15 protein-coding genes are annotated in these 18765 nt (G+C 52.5%); 10 read left to right on the top strand and 5 right to left on the bottom strand.

Annotated features, from left to right (window positions below):
• Positions 1 to 50: 50 nt before the first annotated feature.
• Positions 51 to 269 (bottom strand): hypothetical protein, encoded by a 219-nt coding sequence (locus tag ATY27_RS16790; RefSeq protein WP_208931745.1) that lies wholly within the window; start codon positions 267 to 269, stop codon positions 51 to 53.
• A 200-nt stretch (positions 270 to 469) separates the two neighbouring features.
• On the opposite strand from ATY27_RS16790, the gene tadA reads away from it, so the two are divergent.
• Entirely contained in the window at positions 470 to 1027 is a 558-nt protein-coding gene (gene tadA, locus ATY27_RS16785; RefSeq protein ID WP_279614565.1) for a tRNA adenosine(34) deaminase TadA, read from the top strand.
• A gap of 228 nt (positions 1028 to 1255) precedes the next feature.
• On the opposite strand, the gene mltF is transcribed toward tadA, so the two are convergent.
• Positions 1256 to 2755, bottom strand: coding sequence for a membrane-bound lytic murein transglycosylase MltF (mltF, locus tag ATY27_RS16780; protein WP_208931744.1), 1500 nt, complete (start codon positions 2753 to 2755; stop codon positions 1256 to 1258).
• A gap of 226 nt (positions 2756 to 2981) precedes the next feature.
• Between mltF and purL the strand changes: the two genes are divergently transcribed.
• The 3 genes from purL (at position 2982) to ATY27_RS16765 (ending at position 10416) form a co-directional block, all read left to right on the top strand.
• Positions 2982 to 6875, top strand: coding sequence for a phosphoribosylformylglycinamidine synthase (gene purL / locus ATY27_RS16775; protein WP_208931743.1), 3894 nt, complete (start codon positions 2982 to 2984; stop codon positions 6873 to 6875).
• A 191-nt stretch (positions 6876 to 7066) separates the two neighbouring features.
• Complete coding sequence (locus tag ATY27_RS16770) at positions 7067 to 8308, top strand: HlyD family efflux transporter periplasmic adaptor subunit (protein WP_208931742.1); 1242 nt, start codon at positions 7067 to 7069, stop codon at positions 8306 to 8308.
• Positions 8308 to 10416: a peptidase domain-containing ABC transporter gene (locus tag ATY27_RS16765; protein ID WP_244151350.1), complete on the top strand. Its 2109-nt coding sequence runs from the start codon at positions 8308 to 8310 to the stop codon at positions 10414 to 10416. The genes ATY27_RS16770 and ATY27_RS16765 overlap by 1 nt, the downstream gene beginning before the upstream one ends.
• Positions 10417 to 10713: 297 nt before the next feature.
• On the opposite strand, the gene ATY27_RS16760 is transcribed toward ATY27_RS16765, so the two are convergent.
• On the bottom strand, positions 10714 to 11412 hold the full coding sequence (locus ATY27_RS16760; protein ID WP_208931741.1) for an OmpW family outer membrane protein: 699 nt from the start codon (positions 11410 to 11412) through the stop codon (positions 10714 to 10716).
• 367 nt (positions 11413 to 11779) lie between these two features.
• Between ATY27_RS16760 and ATY27_RS16755 the strand changes: the two genes are divergently transcribed.
• A complete protein-coding gene (locus ATY27_RS16755) occupies positions 11780 to 13048 on the top strand; it encodes a sugar MFS transporter (protein WP_208931740.1) in 1269 nt (422 codons plus the stop codon).
• 43 nt (positions 13049 to 13091) lie between these two features.
• Here the strand turns inward: ATY27_RS16755 and ATY27_RS16750 are convergent, their stop codons facing one another.
• Positions 13092 to 14804 carry a lysophospholipid acyltransferase family protein gene (locus ATY27_RS16750; RefSeq protein ID WP_208931739.1) on the bottom strand — a complete coding sequence of 571 codons (1713 nt, stop codon included), beginning with the start codon at positions 14802 to 14804 and terminating at the stop codon, positions 13092 to 13094.
• Between the two features lie 189 nt (positions 14805 to 14993).
• Here ATY27_RS16750 and ATY27_RS16745 point away from each other — a divergent pair, with 189 nt between their 5' ends.
• The 4 genes from ATY27_RS16745 to ATY27_RS16730 are packed head-to-tail and all read left to right on the top strand — an operon-like array spanning position 14994 to position 17593.
• Positions 14994 to 15917 carry a glyoxylate/hydroxypyruvate reductase A gene (locus ATY27_RS16745; protein ID WP_208931738.1) on the top strand — a complete coding sequence of 308 codons (924 nt, stop codon included), beginning with the start codon at positions 14994 to 14996 and terminating at the stop codon, positions 15915 to 15917.
• On the top strand, positions 15917 to 16678 hold the full coding sequence (locus ATY27_RS16740; protein WP_208931737.1) for an enoyl-CoA hydratase-related protein: 762 nt from the start codon (positions 15917 to 15919) through the stop codon (positions 16676 to 16678). Before ATY27_RS16745 ends, ATY27_RS16740 begins: the two co-directional genes overlap by 1 nt.
• Positions 16679 to 16700: 22 nt before the next feature.
• On the top strand, positions 16701 to 17297 hold the full coding sequence (locus tag ATY27_RS16735; protein WP_208931736.1) for a GNAT family N-acetyltransferase: 597 nt from the start codon (positions 16701 to 16703) through the stop codon (positions 17295 to 17297).
• A gap of 17 nt (positions 17298 to 17314) precedes the next feature.
• Positions 17315 to 17593: a hypothetical protein gene (locus tag ATY27_RS16730; protein ID WP_208931735.1), complete on the top strand. Its 279-nt coding sequence runs from the start codon at positions 17315 to 17317 to the stop codon at positions 17591 to 17593.
• A gap of 23 nt (positions 17594 to 17616) precedes the next feature.
• Here ATY27_RS16730 and smrA read toward each other — a convergent pair whose 3' ends face one another.
• Complete coding sequence (gene smrA / locus ATY27_RS16725) at positions 17617 to 18195, bottom strand: DNA endonuclease SmrA (RefSeq protein WP_208931734.1); 579 nt, start codon at positions 18193 to 18195, stop codon at positions 17617 to 17619.
• 178 nt (positions 18196 to 18373) lie between these two features.
• Between smrA and ATY27_RS16720 the strand changes: the two genes are divergently transcribed.
• Positions 18374 to 18763 carry a hypothetical protein gene (locus ATY27_RS16720; protein WP_208931733.1) on the top strand — a complete coding sequence of 130 codons (390 nt, stop codon included), beginning with the start codon at positions 18374 to 18376 and terminating at the stop codon, positions 18761 to 18763.
• Positions 18764 to 18765: the final 2 nt, after the last annotated feature.

The raw sequence follows: 18765 nt of genomic DNA, 5'->3' as shown, positions 1-18765 counted from the left end.
AAAACAAAACAGCAGCCCCGGCTGCTGTTTTTGTTTCCGTGTCAGACCGTTTACAACCGGTTGATTTGGTCTTTTAATGTATAGGATTTGTCGGTGACGATGGCCTCTAAGGTGGCTACCCGCTGTTTTAGCTGTTCGAGCTGAGCGCGCACATCGTCGGTATTCTGGTTGGCGCCGGCCAGTTTTACTTTGGTCTTGGTGTGCTGTTCATAAAAGGCATAAGCAAATGCACCTACAACCGCGATAAAACCAATATCAAATACACCCATCTGAATTCCCCTTTGATTTTTTGACTGAACAGAAGTCGTCTCGCAACTGTTATGCCATAAATATTTCGCTTATAAAACAACGAACTTGTTACAGCATGCAACTATGAATAGTTTGTTTTCGCCAATTTCTGGTGATTTTCACCGCTGCAGCTGGCGCTTGCCATGATAAAATCGGTCGCGATGATGACAGGAGAACCTTCGTGAACAGCAGCGATACCGATCAGCACTGGATGTTACATGCGATGCAATTGGCTGCCAAAGCCGAAGCCGCCGGTGAAGTGCCGGTCGGCGCTGTGCTGGTCAAAGACGGTCAGGTGCTGGGTGAAGGTTGGAATTTATCGATTTGCCGGCATGATCCGACCGCGCATGCGGAAATGCAGGCGATCCGCCAGGCCGGTCTGGCGCTGAAAAACTACCGGATGCTGGATTGTACTTTGTATGTGACGTTGGAGCCTTGTGCCATGTGCGCCGGAGCTTTGGTTCACAGCAGAGTGCAGCGGCTGGTGTTTGGGGCGACCGATCTCAAAGCCGGCGCTTGTGGTTCGGTGTTTGATATTGTGCGGCATCCGCAGCTGAACCATCAGTTGGAAGTAAGCAGCGGGATATTGGCAGAAGACTGTGCCCGGCAATTATCAGATTTTTTTAAGAAACGCCGCGCTGAGCAAAAAGCGCTGAAATTGCAGAAAAACGCTGAACAAACGGGGATGACTCAGCCGCAGATCTCAGCAACTGCTGACACTGGGGATGCAGCGAGCTGATTATATTCGCGCTGGCGGCGAAACAGTTTTAACACCGACATATTGCGTTTGACCCGGCGGCGGCTGGCGCCTACATCCATCAACCGGCGTTTGCGTAACATCTTTGGTCTTTTTCTTCTTAACATGTCCACTTCCTTTCACTGAATACCGCCACTATAGGGAAATCGTCCCGCGCCATCAAGCACGCTGCAGCGAGCGCTGCGGCGCAGGGGAGACGGTTTGAGTCATTCAGTTGCGTTTTGGTTCAGATTTATTGCCTATGGCATTCGATTTCTGTGCTGGTTTTTGTGTTGTTTTGGTTTTAGTTGTCGCTGGTGCTGTCACTGCTGCTGTTGGTTTCGCTTGTTTTTGCGTGGTTTGTTTTTGTGCAGCCTGTTGCTGTTCCGCTTGTTTGCGTTCATCCACCCACAACAAGGTGTCGTAATAACGGCGGATATTCTCCACGTAATACACCGCCATATCGCCACGCGCATAGCCGGTGCGGGTTTGCCGGTAGTATTTGCGCTGGCGTAACAGCGGCAGCCGTTGTTTCACTTCGGCCCAGTTATCGGCATTGGCGCCATCTTTTTCCGTCAGCAAGCGCGCGCTTTCAACATGGCTTAAGCCCAGATTGTAAGCAGCCAGCGCAAACCAGAGCCGGTCTGGCATCGGGATCCGCTCAGGTAAACGGTCCAGCATCCGCTGCAGATAACGGCTGCCGCCTCTGATACTTTGCGACGCATCGACACGGCTTGATACTTTCATCAGATTGGCAGTATCGACGGTCAGCATCATCATGCCCACAACACCTTGCGGGCTGCGTGCTTTTGGATCCCAGCGCGATTCCTGATAAGCCAGTGCAGCCAGCAGACGCCAGTCCAACGAGCCGGCATGTTGCTCAAACATGTTTTTGTAGCGCGGCAGGGTTCTGTCGATCGCTTCGATATAATCCAGCGTGTCGGCATAATTAAAGCGCCGCACATGGCCAAAATACTTATCTTCCAGTGTCAGCAAATCCGCGCCTTCGTAACTGCGGCCAAAAAACTCAATCAGCACCGAATAGAGCGAATCGTCATTATTTTTTGGCAGCAGCCATGCAACCGGTTGCTGGCGTTTTAACGTTAAAGCCACACCGAGGTTCGGGTAAAAACGCTGATTAATCGCCAGCATATGCGAATCGGCCAGCGTATAGGCGATTTTGCCTTCGGCGACTTTTTGCAGCAGTTCGGTTGGATCGTCGGTGTCGTTTAATTCGATTTGCAGCTGTGGCTCTGTAGTTTTCAGTGCCAGCAATGTTTCCGCCTGGCTGGAGCCTTTTAACACGACAATAGGGCCGGACAGATCCTGCAACGTCTTCGGCCGGCGTTTTTGCTGGCCAAATACCAGCACTTCATCCGCTAGCTGATAAGCCGGTGCCAGGCGATATTTTTGTTGCAGCGCTTCGGAGATGGTGGAACCACTGGCGATTAAATCAATATCGCCATTACTGAGTTTCACTAAAAGCTCATCGATAAAAAAAGCACTGACCAGCTCGAGTTTCACGCCTAGTTTATCTGCCAAAGCCTGCGCCAGCTCATATTCATAACCGGTGGCGCCATCCGGGCCGACAAAATAACTGGTAGGACCATTTAAGATGCCGACGCGAATGCTATCTCTTTGATAAATCTGATGTAAATGCATAGGTGCCGGCGCCGGGCTACAGCCGGTTAGCAGGACAATCCACAGCAATACAGACAGAAAAATACGCATTCACACCAAGCCTTTGGCCACAGAAGCCGGTATTTATATCAAATTTTGTGCAATTCGTCAGGCTTTGCCGCGTTAGCTGGTGGTTTTCACGACAGAGACAAAGTGACAGAGCCGCGGTAAATCCACGGTCAAACGGCTTTATTGATACCCAAGGGCGGCTTTTTTCTTTATAATGCGGCGCCGATTTCAAGGTTCCGTCTACGACCAACCCACGGGAAAAAAATCTATGTTAATCCTGCGTGGTGCAGCTGCACTGTCCGAGTTCCGAGTTCAGAAAATCATCGATCTGTGTGCCGAGGCCCAACTGCCTGTCAGCGATGTTTACGCCGAATTTATGCATTTTGCCGATGTGACCGACAGCCTCAGTGCTGCTGAGCACAACACGCTGGAAAAACTGCTGACCTACGGACCAACGCTGGCATCGCACCAGCCGGCTGGCCAGTTATTACTGGTGACGCCTCGCCCTGGCACTATTTCTCCATGGTCGTCTAAAGCGACCGATATCGCGCATAACTGTGGCCTTACCAAAGTACTGCGTCTAGAGCGCGGTGTGGCGTATTACCTGACCACCACGCGCGCACTGACAGCGACAGAGCAGCAACAAGTCGCCGCATTGCTGCACGACCGTATGATGGAAGTGGTATTCACAGAACTGCAGCAAGCGCAGGCTTTATTCCGTAAAGCTGAACCTGCGCCATTGTCATCGGTGGATATTCTGGCCGGTGGCCGCGCAGCGCTGGTCGAAGCCAACATCCGCATGGGTCTGGCGCTGGCCGATGACGAAATCGATTATCTGTTCAGTAACTTCACCGCACTTGGCCGTAACCCAAACGATATCGAACTCTATATGTTTGCGCAGGCCAACTCTGAGCACTGCCGCCACAAAATTTTTAACGCCGATTGGACCATCGACGGCGAAAAACAGCCGAAATCGCTGTTTAAAATGATTAAAAACACCATGGAAAAGACGCCTGACCATGTGTTGTCTGCATACAAAGACAACGCAGCGGTGATGGAAGGCTCAAAAGCAGGGCGTTTCTTCCCAACGCCGGATACGCAGGAATATCAGTACCATCACGAAGATATTCATGTACTGATGAAAGTGGAAACCCACAACCACCCAACGGCGATTTCGCCATTCCCGGGCGCAGCCACAGGTTCAGGTGGTGAAATTCGTGACGAAGGCGCGACGGGTGTGGGCTCCAAACCAAAAGCCGGTCTGGTGGGTTTCTCTGTGTCGAATTTACGTATTCCGGGCTTTGAACAGCCGTGGGAAACTGACTTTGGCAAACCGGGCCGTATCGTATCCGCGCTCGACATCATGACCGAAGGCCCACTCGGCGGCGCTGCGTTTAACAACGAATTCGGCCGGCCAAACATTCTCGGTTATTTCCGCACTTACGAAGAACAGGTACCAAGCCACAACGGGGAAGAAGTTCGCGGTTACCACAAACCGATTATGATCGCCGGTGGTCTTGGCAATATCCGCGCAGAACACGTACAAAAAGGTGATTTACCGGTTGGCGCCAAGTTAGTCGTACTCGGCGGCCCGGCAATGAATATTGGCCTCGGTGGTGGTGCTGCATCTTCAATGGCATCAGGTCAGTCGGCTGAAGACCTGGATTTTGCTTCAGTCCAGCGCGAAAACCCGGAAATTGAACGCCGTTGTCAGGAAGTGATCGACCGCTGCTGGCAGTTGGGCGCGGAAAACCCGATTGTGTTTATCCACGACGTCGGTGCCGGTGGTTTATCCAACGCCTTCCCGGAACTGGTGAACGACGGTGGCGTTGGCGGCAAGTTTGAACTGCGCAACGTACCAAACGATGAACCTGGCATGTCACCGTTAGAAATTTGGTGTAACGAGTCGCAGGAACGCTATGTGATGGCGATCCCGGCCGACAAAATGCCGGTATTCGAGCAAATCTGTAAACGCGAGCGCGCACCTTATGCCGTCGTCGGTGAAGCCACTGCAGAACAGCACCTGACGCTGTCGGACACCCATTTCGGCAATACGCCAATCGACCTGCCACTGTCGGTATTACTTGGCAAAGCACCAAAAATGCACCGTGACGTTGCATCAAAACAAAGCAGCGGTAAAGCGCTGGACTTAGCCGGTGTCAGTATCAAAGATGCCACCGAGCGCTTGTTGCGTTTACCAACTATTGCGGAAAAGACCTTCCTGATCAGCATCGGCGACCGTTCGGTCACCGGCATGGTGGCGCGTGACCAGATGGTTGGCCCCTGGCAGGTACCGGTCGCGAACTGCGCTGTCACAACAGCTGCGCTGGATACTTATCACGGCGAAGCGATGTCAATGGGCGAGCGCACGCCGGTCGCGCTGTTAGACTTCGGCGCCTCTGCGCGCTTGGCAGTGGCGGAAGCCATCACCAACATCGCTGCGACTGACATTGGCGATTTAAAACGCATCAAGTTATCGGCCAACTGGATGGCCGCTGCCGGTCACCCGGGTGAAGACGCTGGCTTGTATCAGGCGGTCAAAGCGATCGGTGAAGAACTGTGTCCGGCACTGGGCATCACCATCCCGGTCGGTAAAGACTCGATGTCGATGAAAACCAAGTGGCAGGACAACGGCGAAGACAAAGCCGTGACTGCGCCAATGTCACTGGTGATCACCGCTTTTGCCCGCGTCGAAGACGTGCGTAAAACAGTGACGCCACAGCTGCGAACTGACAAAGGCGCCAGCTCGCTGTTGCTGATTGATTTAGGACAGGGCGAAAACCGCTTAGGCGCTTCTTGTCTGGCACAAGTGTATAAACAGCTGGGTCAAACCACGCCAGATCTGGCATCGCCTGAGTTGCTGGCGAATTTCTTCCATGCCATTCAGCAGCTGACTCATGAACAAAAACTGCTGGCGTACCATGACCGTTCAGACGGTGGTTTACTGGTCACGCTGGCGGAAATGGCCTTCGCCGGTAAAGCGGGCTGGAATGTGGATGTCAACGCCCTGGGTGGTGACGACCTGGCGGTATTGTTCAGTGAAGAGCTCGGTGCAGTGATCCAGGTGGCTGACAGCGAGTTGGCTTATGTCCAGCAAGTACTGGCGAAGCATGGTCTGGCCGCGAACAGCTTTGTGCTGGGCGCCGTCAGCAACACCGATGAATTAACTGTTCGTCGTGGCAACTCAGTGATTTTCAGCGACAGCCGTACTCGTCTGCGTTGTATCTGGGCGGAAACGACTTACCAAATGCAGGCGCGACGTGATAATCCGGCATGCGCGGCACAAGAACATGCAGCCAAGGCCGATCAGCAAGATCCTGGTCTGAACGTCAAACTGAGTTTTGACCTGAACGAAGACGTCGCTGCACCTTATATCCTCAAAGGTGCTAAACCAAAAGTGGCTGTGCTGCGTGAGCAGGGCGTCAACTCGCATGTCGAAATGGCGGCGGCGTTTAACCGCGCTGGATTTACTGCGGTCGACGTGCATATGAGCGACATTCTGAGTGGTCGCCGTAAGCTGGAAGAGTTTAATGGTCTGGTCGCTTGTGGTGGATTCAGCTACGGTGACGTGTTAGGCGCCGGTGAAGGCTGGGCCAAATCTATTCTGTTTAACGAGCAGGCGCGGCGTGAATTCAGCCAGTTCTTCGAGCGTGAGTCGACGTTCACACTTGGCGTTTGTAACGGCTGTCAGATGGTGTCGAACCTGAAATCGCTGATCCCGGGCGCTGATTTGTGGCCACGTTTTGTCCGCAATAAATCTGAACGCTTTGAAGCACGCTTTAGCCTGGTCGAAGTGCAACAAAACCCGTCATTGCTGTTCGCTGGCATGGCCGGTTCACGGATGCCAATCGCAGTGTCACACGGTGAAGGTCATACTGAGTTTGTTAGCAGCGCAGCCTTAGCGGCTGCCGAGCAAAGTGGCACTATCGCGCTGCGCTTTGTCGATAACTATGGTCAGGTGACGACCCAATATCCGGCCAACCCGAACGGTTCTGCCAACGGCATCACAGCACTGACCACCACCGATGGCCGCGTCACTATTATGATGCCGCACCCGGAACGTGTGTTCCGTGCCGTCAGCAACAGCTGGCACCCGGACGAGTGGTTGGAAGACAGTCCATGGCTGCGCATGTTCCGCAACGCGCGGGTTTGGTTGGGTTAATCTGCTGACCTCAGTCTGTTAAAAAACCAGCTTCGGCTGGTTTTTTATTTGGTGTCCGCTACAGATACTTCGTCGGCTTGTAGGCATGGTACTGCACCGCCATTTATTGCCGGTTGCACTCTGGCTGCTGTTCGATTTAAGCTGAACCCCACGCAGTGACGCGCTATAACAATTCCAACAGAAGCGACCCGATGTCTTCAATTTTCCGCCCCGAAGTGCTGGCCAGGCAGCAACAGCGCCTGCAAGGCCAAATCAACCTGACCCGACCGCCGCAGCTGGTATGGCTGAGCCTGCTGTTATTGGTTATTGCGGTGCTCAGCATCAGTTTTCTGCTTAGCGCCGACTATACCCGCAAAGAAACCGTACAAGGACTGCTGCAGCCGGTGCAGGGCCAGGTGCGGGTGCAGGCGCAAAACAGTGGTGTGGTCAGCAAACTCAATGTGCAGGAAGGTCAGCTGGTCAAAGCCGGCACGCCATTGCTACAACTACGCAGCAGTAAAATTGGTGCCGGTCAGACCGATTTAAGCCAAAGCCTGCAAACCGAAATGAACCGGATGCTGGATAACAAAATTGCCGAGCAGCTACAGTTGCAACAGCGCCATCAGTTGGAACAACAAGCGCTGCAGAATCAAATCACTAATGACAAAGCCCGCTTGCAGGAACTGGCGCAGCAGCTGGTGACCTTTCGTGAACGTCTGACGATTAATCAGCAGCAGCTGACACAGTTACAGAAGTTATCCGGCAGCGGTTATATCTCTGGCCTTGAAATCAATAAACAAAAAGACGCGTTGTTGGCCCTGCAACAGCAGGAAAAAAGCCTGCAGTCTGAGCAGCTGAAATTACAGCAACAGCTGCAGCAAAATCAGGATTTACTCAGCCAATTGCCGCTGCGTCAGCAAACTGAATTGGCGCAGCTGGCGAATGAGCTGTCCGCACTGAAAAACCAACGCACCGAACTACAGCAGCAGCAGGAGATCTGGCTGACTGCACCGGTGGATGGGCAGGTCAGTGCGCTTCGGGTCAGCGCCGGTCAAACCTTAGACGCCGGTGCTGTGGCGCTGACGCTGTTGCCGGTCAATGCCGAGCTGGAAGCCATCCTGTACGTACCAACCCGGGCTATTGCTTTTGTCAGTGCCGGTCAGCCGGTACGCATTCGCTACGATGCCTTCCCGTTTCAGCGCTTTGGGGTGTTCAGCGGTGTTGTGCATGAACTGAGTAACACCGTGTTATTGCCATCCGAAGTAGCAGAAGTCGCACTGCAGCAGCCCAGCTACCGGCTGAAAGTGCGCCTCAATGGTCAATCCATTCAGGCCTATCAACGGGAATTGCCGCTCAAAGCCGGCATGACTTTGCAGGCAGATTTAATCACCGAACAACGCAATTTATGGCAGTGGTTGTTTGACCCGATCCTGGCCTTACGGGGACAATTCTGATGAGTCAGCTCGCAAGCCAACTGAAGTTATGGCCCGCCCAGCGGCTACCGGTGTTATTGCAGTCCGAAGCGGCGGAGTGCGGTATTGCCTGCCTCGGCATGGTGGCCGGATTTTACGGTCATCATCTCAATATCCAGCAACTACGCGCTGAGTTTGGCAGTTCGATTGCTGGCTGCACCATGAAAGATTTGGTCGAATTTGCCAGTCGTCTGGCACTAAGTGGCCGCGCACTGAAACTGCAGCCGGAGGCTCTTAGCAAGTTACAACTGCCGGCAATTTTGCATTGGGATATGAATCATTTTGTCGTGCTGAAATCAGTGCGCCGCGGCAAGCTGGTGATCCACGATCCGGCGCGGGGCGAGCGCACACTGAGCCTCGCCGAAGTGTCAGAGCATTTCACTGGCGTTGCGCTCGAGTTGTTACCGACACAGGATTTCAGCCAAAGACCGGCTGAAGCCGGCCTGCGTCTGCGGGATTTCTGGTCCAATATCAGCGGGTTGAAGCGCTCAGTGGCGCTGATCCTGAGTCTGTCGCTGTTATTACAGCTGTTTACGCTGGTCGCGCCTTATTATCTGCAACTGGTGGTCGATGATGTGCTGCTCAGTGCCGACCGCAGTTTGTTACTGGTGCTGGCACTCGGGTTTGGCTTGTTGCTGCTGTTTGAAATCAGCACCTCCGTGCTGCGTGCTTTTGTGTTACTCCACTTTAACAGTGCGATGAATATCCAGATGGCAGCGAATCTGCTGCATCATTTAATCCGCTTGCCGCTCAGTTACTTCGAAAAACGCCAGATTGGCGATGTGTTGTCGCGTTTTGGCTCGCTGCAACAAGTACGGGAATTACTGACCAGCGGCGTGATGGAGGCGGTGATTGATGGCCTGATGGCGGTCGCGATCCTGGCGGTGCTGCTGTGGTATAGCCCGTTATTGTGTCTGATCGTGCTGATGGCACTGCTGTGTTACGGCATCGTACAACTGTTGATGTATCACCAGTACCGCAAAGTGTCGGAACAGCAAATTGTGGCGCAGGCGCAGGTGCAAAGCCATCAGATTGAAACGGTCCGCGCCATGCAGACGTTAAAACTCTTTAGTGCCGAAGCCAAACGCGAAGCCAGCTGGCAGCATTTATATGTGGTGGCGGCAAACCGGGGCATTCAGCTTGGTGTGTTTAATTTAAGTTTTCAGCACATCAATAAGTTATTGACTGGCATTGAACATGTGCTGGTGATTTATTTTGGTGCTTTGCTGGTGCTGGATGGTGGTTTCAGTACCGGCATGCTGTTTGCTTTTATTGCCTATAAAAGCCAGTTTATGGAACGGATGTCGCGGTTGATTGACAAAGGGCTGGCGCTGAAAATGCTGAATCTGCATTTTGCCCGGCTGGCGGATATTGTCGCCACACCGCGCGAAGACAAGCAGGGCGGTGTAGCCCAGCGTGAGATTGTCCTAAGCGGTCAGATCAGCGTCGATAATCTGAGTTTTGCTTATAGCAGCACTGGCGCACTGGTGTTGCAGCAGATCAGCCTGGACGTCGCGGCGGGTGAATCTGTCGCCGTGGTCGGGCCTTCCGGCTGTGGCAAAACCACGTTGCTAAAGTTGATGCTGGGGCTTTTTACACCACAACAAGGTGAAGTACGGGTCGACGGTGTGCCGCTCAGTCAGCTCAGTCTGGCGTGTTATCGTAATCAGATCGCCGCAGTGATGCAGGATGATCAGCTGCTGTCGGGCTCTATCCGCGACAATATCTGTTTTTTTGCGGACGAGCCTGATGATGACTGGGCACAACAGTGTGCCAAACTGGCTGCAGTGCATGATGATATCAGCCGGATGCCGATGGCGTATCACAGTCTGATTGGTGATATGGGCTCAGCCCTTTCCGGTGGACAGAAACAACGGATATTATTAGCGCGAGCTTTGTACCGGCGACCGAAAATTCTGTTTTTAGATGAAGCCACCAGTCATCTGGATATGGCAACAGAAGCTGTGGTCAGCAGCGCCTTACAGCAGCTGCAAATTACCCGCATCATCATCGCACATCGCCCTGAGACTATTGCCTCGGCCGATCGGGTGCTGACGTTACCGGCGCTGCAGCAGGGGGTTGGCCGATAAAGTAGCCCTGCTTTCCTGTCCATCTTCGACATCACCGAAGGCTCTGGGTACCACGCACTGGGTACCACGTACCGTGCACCACGTGCCTGCATTTACCATTCGCAGAGCTCATGGTGTTCACAGGCAAAACGCCAACAGCTTGGCGTTTTGAGATCCCTGATTCTCCATACCGTCCATCCTGGATATAAAAACAGCGGCAAAGCCGCTGTTTTGTTCCCCCTTATTCTGCACCGTCCGTGCTGCTACACTGGCTGCCTGCCTGTGTTTTATCCCGTTTGCCGCAGGATAAATTCTTAATTACATGCTCCAGCGCACGCCAACCATGTAAACCATTGGGTCGATTTGTACGTCGACGCTTTGGATCACGTTGTTATTGACGCGGACTTCACCTGTAGTGTCGATATCCATTTTTGTGGCGACAAAGTGCAGACCCCAGTTGTCGCTCAGTTTGTAGTTAAAACCAGCTTGCAGCGCCAGGCCCCAGCTCGCTTTTAACTTCAGGTCGACGTCATCAGTCGCGGTGGTGACCTTCAGCGCTTGTAATGTTGTTTTTAAAGCACCTGAAGCAGACTCGTCGAAGAATTTGGTGTAGTTCAGACCAGCGCCAACGAATGGGTCAAAGTTGCTGTTGCCCAGATCAAAGTGGTACTGCCCTAATAAAGTCGGTGGCAGCTGTTTGGTGTTGCCAATCGCCAGACCATCAATGGCTGAGCCTTTGACGGCGATATCATGGCTGAATGGCGTGGCTGCAATCAGTTCAGCGGTCCAGTTTTTATCAATTTTGTAATCGAATGTCAGGCCCAGTTGGGTGTTGTTGTCGACTGAGACTGCCGTTGATCCTGTTGGTAAACCGGCAACTTTTTCCACCACGTTTAATGAGCTGCTGCTGTCATTTGGTGCCACAGTGATGGCGCCGACGTTCACAGAAATATTGGCAGATGCCGCAGCAGTGAAACCAGCAAGGGCCAGTACACACAGATTCAGTTTGGTGTTCATGTTATTTTCCTTCAGAGACACAGGTCTTGTTTAACTGCGGCCATTGTGCGCCTCTGCACCGGCAAAACTTTGGGCTGGATCAAGCTTTTGCCGCAACAAGCCCCTTTGCAGCGCCAAAGTTTGATGTAAAACAAACTTTGCTGTTTCGTAGGTTTTGGCGTATTAAAAGGAACAAAACGGCTGAAATGTTGAAAACTTACATACGTATGGCGGAGTTGGGGTGTTTGCAAGCCGGATATTGATGCGTATAGTACAAATAGCTAAATCTGGCTGCGGGCTTCGTCAGTTCTGACTGACAGAGGGGAGAGACCGCGTTGGCCGCTTTAGTCACGCACAGGATAGACTTTTCCATAACAAGAGAAATTGTATGTCAGTAACCACACCATCCGGCGAGGCCTATAAAAGCAACGCCAGCGGGCAGAATCATGGTTTTGCCCTGACCAGCCTGACGTTTTTGTTTTTTATCTGGGGTTTTATCACTTGTCTGAATGACATTTTGATCCCGCATCTGAAAAATGTGTTTGACCTGAGTTACACCCAGGCCTCGTTAATTCAGTTCTGTTTCTTTGGCGCTTATTTTCTGGTGTCGCTGCCAGCAGGTTTGCTGGTGCGTCGCGCCGGTTATCAGCGTGGTATTGTGATTGGTTTGTTGATTGCAGCCAGCGGTTGCGTGTTGTTTTATCCGGCGGCCGCAACGCAGACCTATGCGTTGTTTCTGGGTGCTTTATTTGTACTGGCAGCCGGTATCACTATTTTACAAGTCGCGGCAAACCCATATGTCACAGCGCTTGGCCGGGCAGAAACTGCTTCCAGCCGCTTGTCGATGACACAGGCGTTTAACTCGCTCGGTACCACGATTGCCCCTTGGTTTGGTGGCCTGATGATTATGGGCGCAGTGACCGCAGCAGCCGGTACTGCGGAACATAAATTACAGGAAGCCGAAGCGGTACAAATTCCTTATCTGATGCTGGCTGGCGCATTGCTGGTGCTCGCAGCCGTGTTTGCCAAATTAAATCTGCCAACAGTCTCAGAACACCATGTCGATGAAAAAGTAAATGCTGATCCGGGTTCAGCCTGGCAATACAGCCATCTGGTGTTGGGTGCACTGGGGATTTTTGTTTATGTCGGTGGTGAAGTGTCGATTGGCAGTTACCTGGTGAACTTTATGGGTGAGCCGCATATTGCCGGCATGCCGGAAGCGCAAGCCGCCGCTTACCTCAGCTATTACTGGGGCGGTGCTATGGTTGGCCGTTTTATCGGCGCAGCGGTGATGCAAAAAGTCTCAGCCGGTAAAGTGCTGGCATTTACTGCAGTGGTCGCTGCCGCTCTGGTTATCATTGCAATTGTGAGCAGTGGTGCTTTGGCGATGTGGTCTTTACTGGCAGTTGGCTTGTTCAACTCTATTATGTTCCCGACTATTTTCAGTCTGGCGGTGACGGGCCTTGGCCGTTTCACCAGTAACGGCAGCGGTGTACTCTGTGCCGCCATTGTCGGTGGTGCCTTGGTGCCGGTGTTACAGGCGGTGCTGGCGGATAGTATCGGCTTACAGCTGAGCTTTATCGTGCCGGTATTCTGTTACGTCTATATCTGCTATTACGGTCTGGTTGGCTCGAAGATTAAACAGCCACAGATTTAACCTGTTGTAGTTAAAGAAAACGCCGGCATTTGCCGGCGTTTTTTTATTCGTCGCCCAGATACCGGGCCCGTTTTGCCGCTTTGATCTTACTGATATCCACCAGTACCAGGCCGTCGATACAGTCGGCGAATTCAGGGTCGACGCCAAAAGATAAAAACTGTACGCCGCCGGGTTCAGTCAGTTCGCTGTATTGTTTATATAAGGTCGGCACAGCCAGCCCCATATTGGCCAGCAGGTGTTTGAGCTGAACAAAGTCTTCGGTGTAATTGTCGCCGCTAAAATGCTGCTGCAGTTGCTGCATAGTGGTGATGTCGAGCGCATATGGCCGGTTTGGCAAGGCGCTGTCATCTTCACTGCTGAAATACAACGTATAGAAATACACCAGCAAATCACGTGCTGCTTTTGGATAGCTGTTTGACAGGCTAACGCCGCCAAACAGATAGCGGATCTGCGGTCGTTGTTTTAAATAAGCGCCGATGCCGTACCACAGGTAATCCAGGCTGCGTTTGCCCCAGTACTTCGGCTGGACAAAGCTGCGACCCAGTTCCAGTCCCTGCGCCAGTACCGGTTGCAGTTGTTCGCTGAACTGAAACAGTGATGCAGTGTATAAGCCTTGTTGACCATGTTCAGCCATCACAGACGCCACTTCGGCAAAACGATAAGCGCCGACAATTTCCAGCTCTTCGTTGTCCCACAAAATCAGCTGCTGATAATAACTGTCGTATTTGTCGGTATCACGGCGTTTGCCGCTGCCTTCACCGACGGCGCGAAAGGCAATTTCGCGCAGCCGGCCGATTTCGCGCAGCAGCACCGAACTGGGTTCCGGCTGGTATAAATAAATCTGTTTGCCGTCTGCCGTTTCGCCCAGGCGTTGACACTGGCCAATCGCTTTTTTCAACACCTGCCGGTCTTCCGGATGGGCGATGGCCGATTGAGTTTTCAGCAATGGAGCTTTGTCTTTCGCCAGTCGGTATAAATGCTTTTTAAACACCTTGACCATAGTTTTATGGTCAAGCAGCGGCTGGGCAAAGCTGTCGTACGGGATCATATCGCCAATGCGCAGGCCCATATGTTTATGCTTTTGCTTAAACATTTCCTGCACCAGCAGCATGGTCGACAGCGGCTTGTACAACATCGAGGCACCATAAAACAGCAGTGAGTTGCGTGCATCGAGATAAATCGGCAGGATTGGAGCTTTGGCGGCACGGGCAAAGCGTAAAAAGCCACCTTGCCATTTACCGTCGCGCACGCCATTGGGTTTGAGCCTGGACACTTCGCCAGCCGGGAACATAATCACAGCGCCTTCGGCGGCGAGGTGCGCGCCGATATTGTCCAGCAAACGACGATCAGTTCCGCCTTGCATGTTATTGACCGGTAACAACAAATCACGTAGTGGACCAATACTGCCGAGCAGTTGGTTGGCGACCACTTTCACATCAGGCCGGATATCGCTGACTAATTTAATCAGCGCCAGTCCATCCAGCGAACCTATCGGATGATTGGCGATAATGACGACGCGGCCAGCAGCCGGAATGCGCTCCAGTTCGTTATCCCGTACCTGGCAGCGAAAAGAAAAATAATCGAGTACCTGTTCGACAAAATCGAGACCGTACAGATGCGGATACTGCGCGGCAAAACGCTGAAACTCATCTTCGTGTAACAGATGTTTCAGCGCGCCTTTGACCGGTTTGGCCAGCCAGCTGTTATTGTTCAGTTGCGGCAAATGCCGCTCGACCACTTGTTCCACATTTAACATGCCATGCTCCCGGCGCCCGTTCAGATATTCGCCTTTTATGTGGGCTTAGGCTAAGCAGGCTGTATGACAGTCCGGTCACAGAATTATGGCAATTTGCGGAAATTTCCACCGGCTGTGACAACAGCAGGCTGGTCAGGCGGTGACGGGGCTGTTTAGAATGAGCGTCTGTATCTTTCTGTTGAGTCCTTCATGAGCATCGCGCTGATTATTCCGGACCGAAAACTTGATACTGTTGTTGCCGCACTACAACAACAGCTGCCTGAAGTGACAATCGAAGTCTGGCCGCATATCAGCCAGCCGGAGTCTATCGAATTTGCCGTGGTGTGGAAGCAACCTGCTGGTGCTGTCGCGTCGCTGCCAAAGCTTAAAGCGTTACAATCTTTTGGCGCCGGGGTCGATAGCATCTTATCAGACACGACTTTGCCTGCGTCTTTACCTTTGGCACGGATCGTCGACCCGCATCTGACCGCGTCCATGTTGGAATATCTCGATACTGTGCTGAATTATTACCGGCTACGCTTTGATGAATTTGGCAACAACCAGCAACAGCAGTTATGGAAACCGCGTTCACCGCGTAAGATTCGCTACATCACGGTATTGGGCTTAGGGGAACTCGGCAGTGCGGCGGCACGTCATTTTGCAGGCCTCGGTTATCGTGTCAGCGGCTGGTCTGGCAGTTTGCGTCAGATCGACGGTGTTCAGTGTTTTGCAGGTGATGATCAGTTCGCTGACGCAGTGGTGCAAGCTGACTTGCTGATTTGTTTGTTGCCGCTCACTATGGCCACCGAAAATCTGTTGGATGAGACACGCCTTGCGCAGCTGAAAACCGGTGCCATTCTGGTCAATGTCGCGCGCGGCGCTATTGTTGATGACGAGGCACTGTTGGCCGCATTGCAAACGGGTCAGCTGGCTGCGGCTTGTCTCGATGTGTTTCGGGTTGAACCGTTGCCGGCGGGGCACCCGTACTGGACCACACCCGGTATCCTGCTGACACCGCATATTTCAGCGGTCACCAATGCGGAAACTGCAGTGGCACAAATTGCTGAAAATTACCGCCGTGTGCAGGCTGGCCTGCCACTGCTGAATCAGGTCGACCGTACAAGAGGCTACTGATGGCTGCATATACGTTAGAAATCATCGATCATCTGGCTGTACTGACTTTGGTCAGCAGCGAAAAACGCAATCTGTTAACCCCAGCTTCTGCAGTTGAAATTGCTCAGGCAGTTGAAGGTTTATTGGATAATCCGGCGATCAAAGCCTTAGCGGTGACCGGCCAGGCGGGAGCCTTTTGTTCCGGTGCAGATCTGACTGCATTGCAGTTGGCGGCACAGGGCGATGGCACCGAGCTGCAACAAATTTATTCAGCCTTCACCTCGGTAGCCCAGAGTCCACTCTTTACCATCGCTTTAGTTAATGGTCCGGCGTTAGGCGCCGGTATGAATCTGGCGATGGCCTGTGATATCCGGTTGGCCAGCCCAGAAGCCTGGTTTGAAAGCCGGTTCTTTAATCTGGCGATCCACCCTGGTGGCGGCCACAGCTGGTTATTGCCGCAGTTGGTAGGCTGGCAGCAGGCGGCAGCGATGATTTTCTCCGGTGAGCGCTTGTCGGCGCAACAAGCGCTGGCACAAGGTTTTGTCAAAGAACTGGTCGACGAGGAAATTCTGTTGACGCGGGCTAAACAGCTGTGCGCGCACTTGTCGACACTCCCGACAGCGCTGGTGCGACAAACCAAGACCTCGATGTTGCAGTTACGCAGTTGTTACCGTCAGGATGATGCCGTCGCCTTTGAATTCCGCCAGCAATTTCAGTCGTTGCAAACCGAAGCCGCACAACAACATATCGCAGCACTATTGCAGCGGATCCAAACTAAATAAGTTGATTTCAAAGGAATTAAATATGTCACAAGGCCTGAATGCCGATGCGATCGTGACAACCTGGTACCTGGATTATCAGGGGGAAGTACAACAGTTACCAGAATGGCCTGCAGGTTTCAGTCTGGTCGAAGCAGAACTGCCAAGTCCGGAACTGAGTCAGTTCCTGTTCAGTGCGGTGGGGACCCCTTGGGGCTGGTTCAGCCGGTTGAGCTGGACCTATCAGGACTGGCTGGATTATCTCTGTAGCGGACAGGTGCGGACCTGGGTACTTTACAAACAAGGTACACCGGCGGGATTTATCGAGTTGTGGCGCCATCCGGAGGATGGCGACAGCGTAGAGTTGAAATTTTTTGGCATCATGCCGGCGTTTATTGGCCAGAGACTCGGGCCTGTGATGGCACAAGCCGCGATTGCTCTGGCACAGCAATGGAGTCAGGGCCGGGTTTGGGTGCATACCTGTAGCGACGATCATCCGGCAGCACTGAAAACCTATCAACAGGCTGGTTTTGTCGTGGTTGGTGAGGAGCAGGAAGTTGCTGCACTACCGGCAGATTATGACCGCATTGCGTTATGTGCGCCTTATATTCAAAGCCGGCTGACGCGTTTTAAACAGAACTGAATAAAGTGTCGGATCAAATGGTTAGAACTGTTGTGATCCGACAGCAAAATCTTTACACTGACAGCGATCCCAGTATTGGAACAGTTGATCATCTTGATCAATGCAGGCCACATGGCCAGGACACCAACTGGGTGCAGATATTTTTCACCCTGATAACAATTACAGTAAAGGGTCCTTCTATGCGTAAAGCATCCAGCCGTGGTTTTGGTTTCACCGCAATTGCCGTTCTTGTAATCCTGATGGCTTGTTCAGCGTTATTTACCCGGGCAGAAGCTGCAATCATCTGCTTGTTCTGACCGGATTTATTACTGCAGTACGATCAACGTTTCTGATGCAACTCGCGATTTTCGCGTTTTTGTTCCGCATTTTTCTGTAACAGCACATAAGTCGCAGCGTAACCACCTTGTGCTTTTAATGCGGTATGACAGGCCAGCACTTCAGGGATCTGTTGCAGCCACTTAAAAGTGTAACTGCGTAAAATAGCCGGATGTGGTTTGCTGTCGCGTCCCATGCCATGATGAATCAACAAGGTGCGAATACCGCGCTGATGGCAATCACGGATGAACTGCGATAGCGCTGAGCGCGCTTCCACCAGCGATTTACCGAGCAGCATTAGCGTGGCGTCGGTCTGATATTTACCGAGCCGTAGATTCTTATAAACCCCTTCCTGCACCCCATCTTTTTTATATGCCAACACATCATCCGGTTTGACCAAATCGACATATTCCATACTCAGGTAATTTGGGTCATATTCTGCTTCGAGTTCAGCCGCCTTGCGCCGGGCCAGTTGTGCCAACGTCGGTGCGCCGGCACCATTTTCATCAGCCAGTACGTCAGCGTCCAGTCGTTTCACACCAGACATTTCCTGTAAAAACAAGTCTAAATCTTCATTTGCCATCTTGGATACTTCAAATCACCAATGCGGGTAAGGGTTGATTATACGCGGGCCGACCCGGCTGGACCATGCGGTTGAAACAATTCATGCTGCTGTCGGCAGTGAAACTCGGTTACTGGCAGCTGCCAAGCTTTCAGCTAGACTGCAAAGATAGACCTTTGAGCGTCAATGGAGGCTGCCGATGGTGCCGCAACGGATATACGAAAGTTTACCTTATATGTATATGGGACTGGGGCTGGCCATTTTATGTTCAGTGAAAAATCCGTATGCTTTTTCTTCAGCGTTGTTGTTTGTGCTGGCTGGCGCTGTGGTGTGGGTGGTGCGTTCCGAGCACCGCCGGACCCGACACCGCTTATCAATACAAGTCCATGGCATGTTGCCATTCTGGTGTTATGAGTTATTGCCATTCAGTTATCTGACCCTGGGGTTGTCACTGCTGGCTTACAGTGAAAACACGCTGATGTATCCCTCCGCGGTCATTCTGACAGTGCTGGGTCTGCAAGTCTGGACTTTACGTGCGTTGCAGCGCCGGCCGGCGGCAAACGCCACAGCAAAACGGGTTTCTGGTTAACC

It is taken from the genome of Rheinheimera sp. F8 (assembly GCF_001518915.1).
The sequence above is the reverse complement of the archived record's forward strand: the minus strand, read 5'-3'. Positions and strand labels throughout refer to the sequence as shown.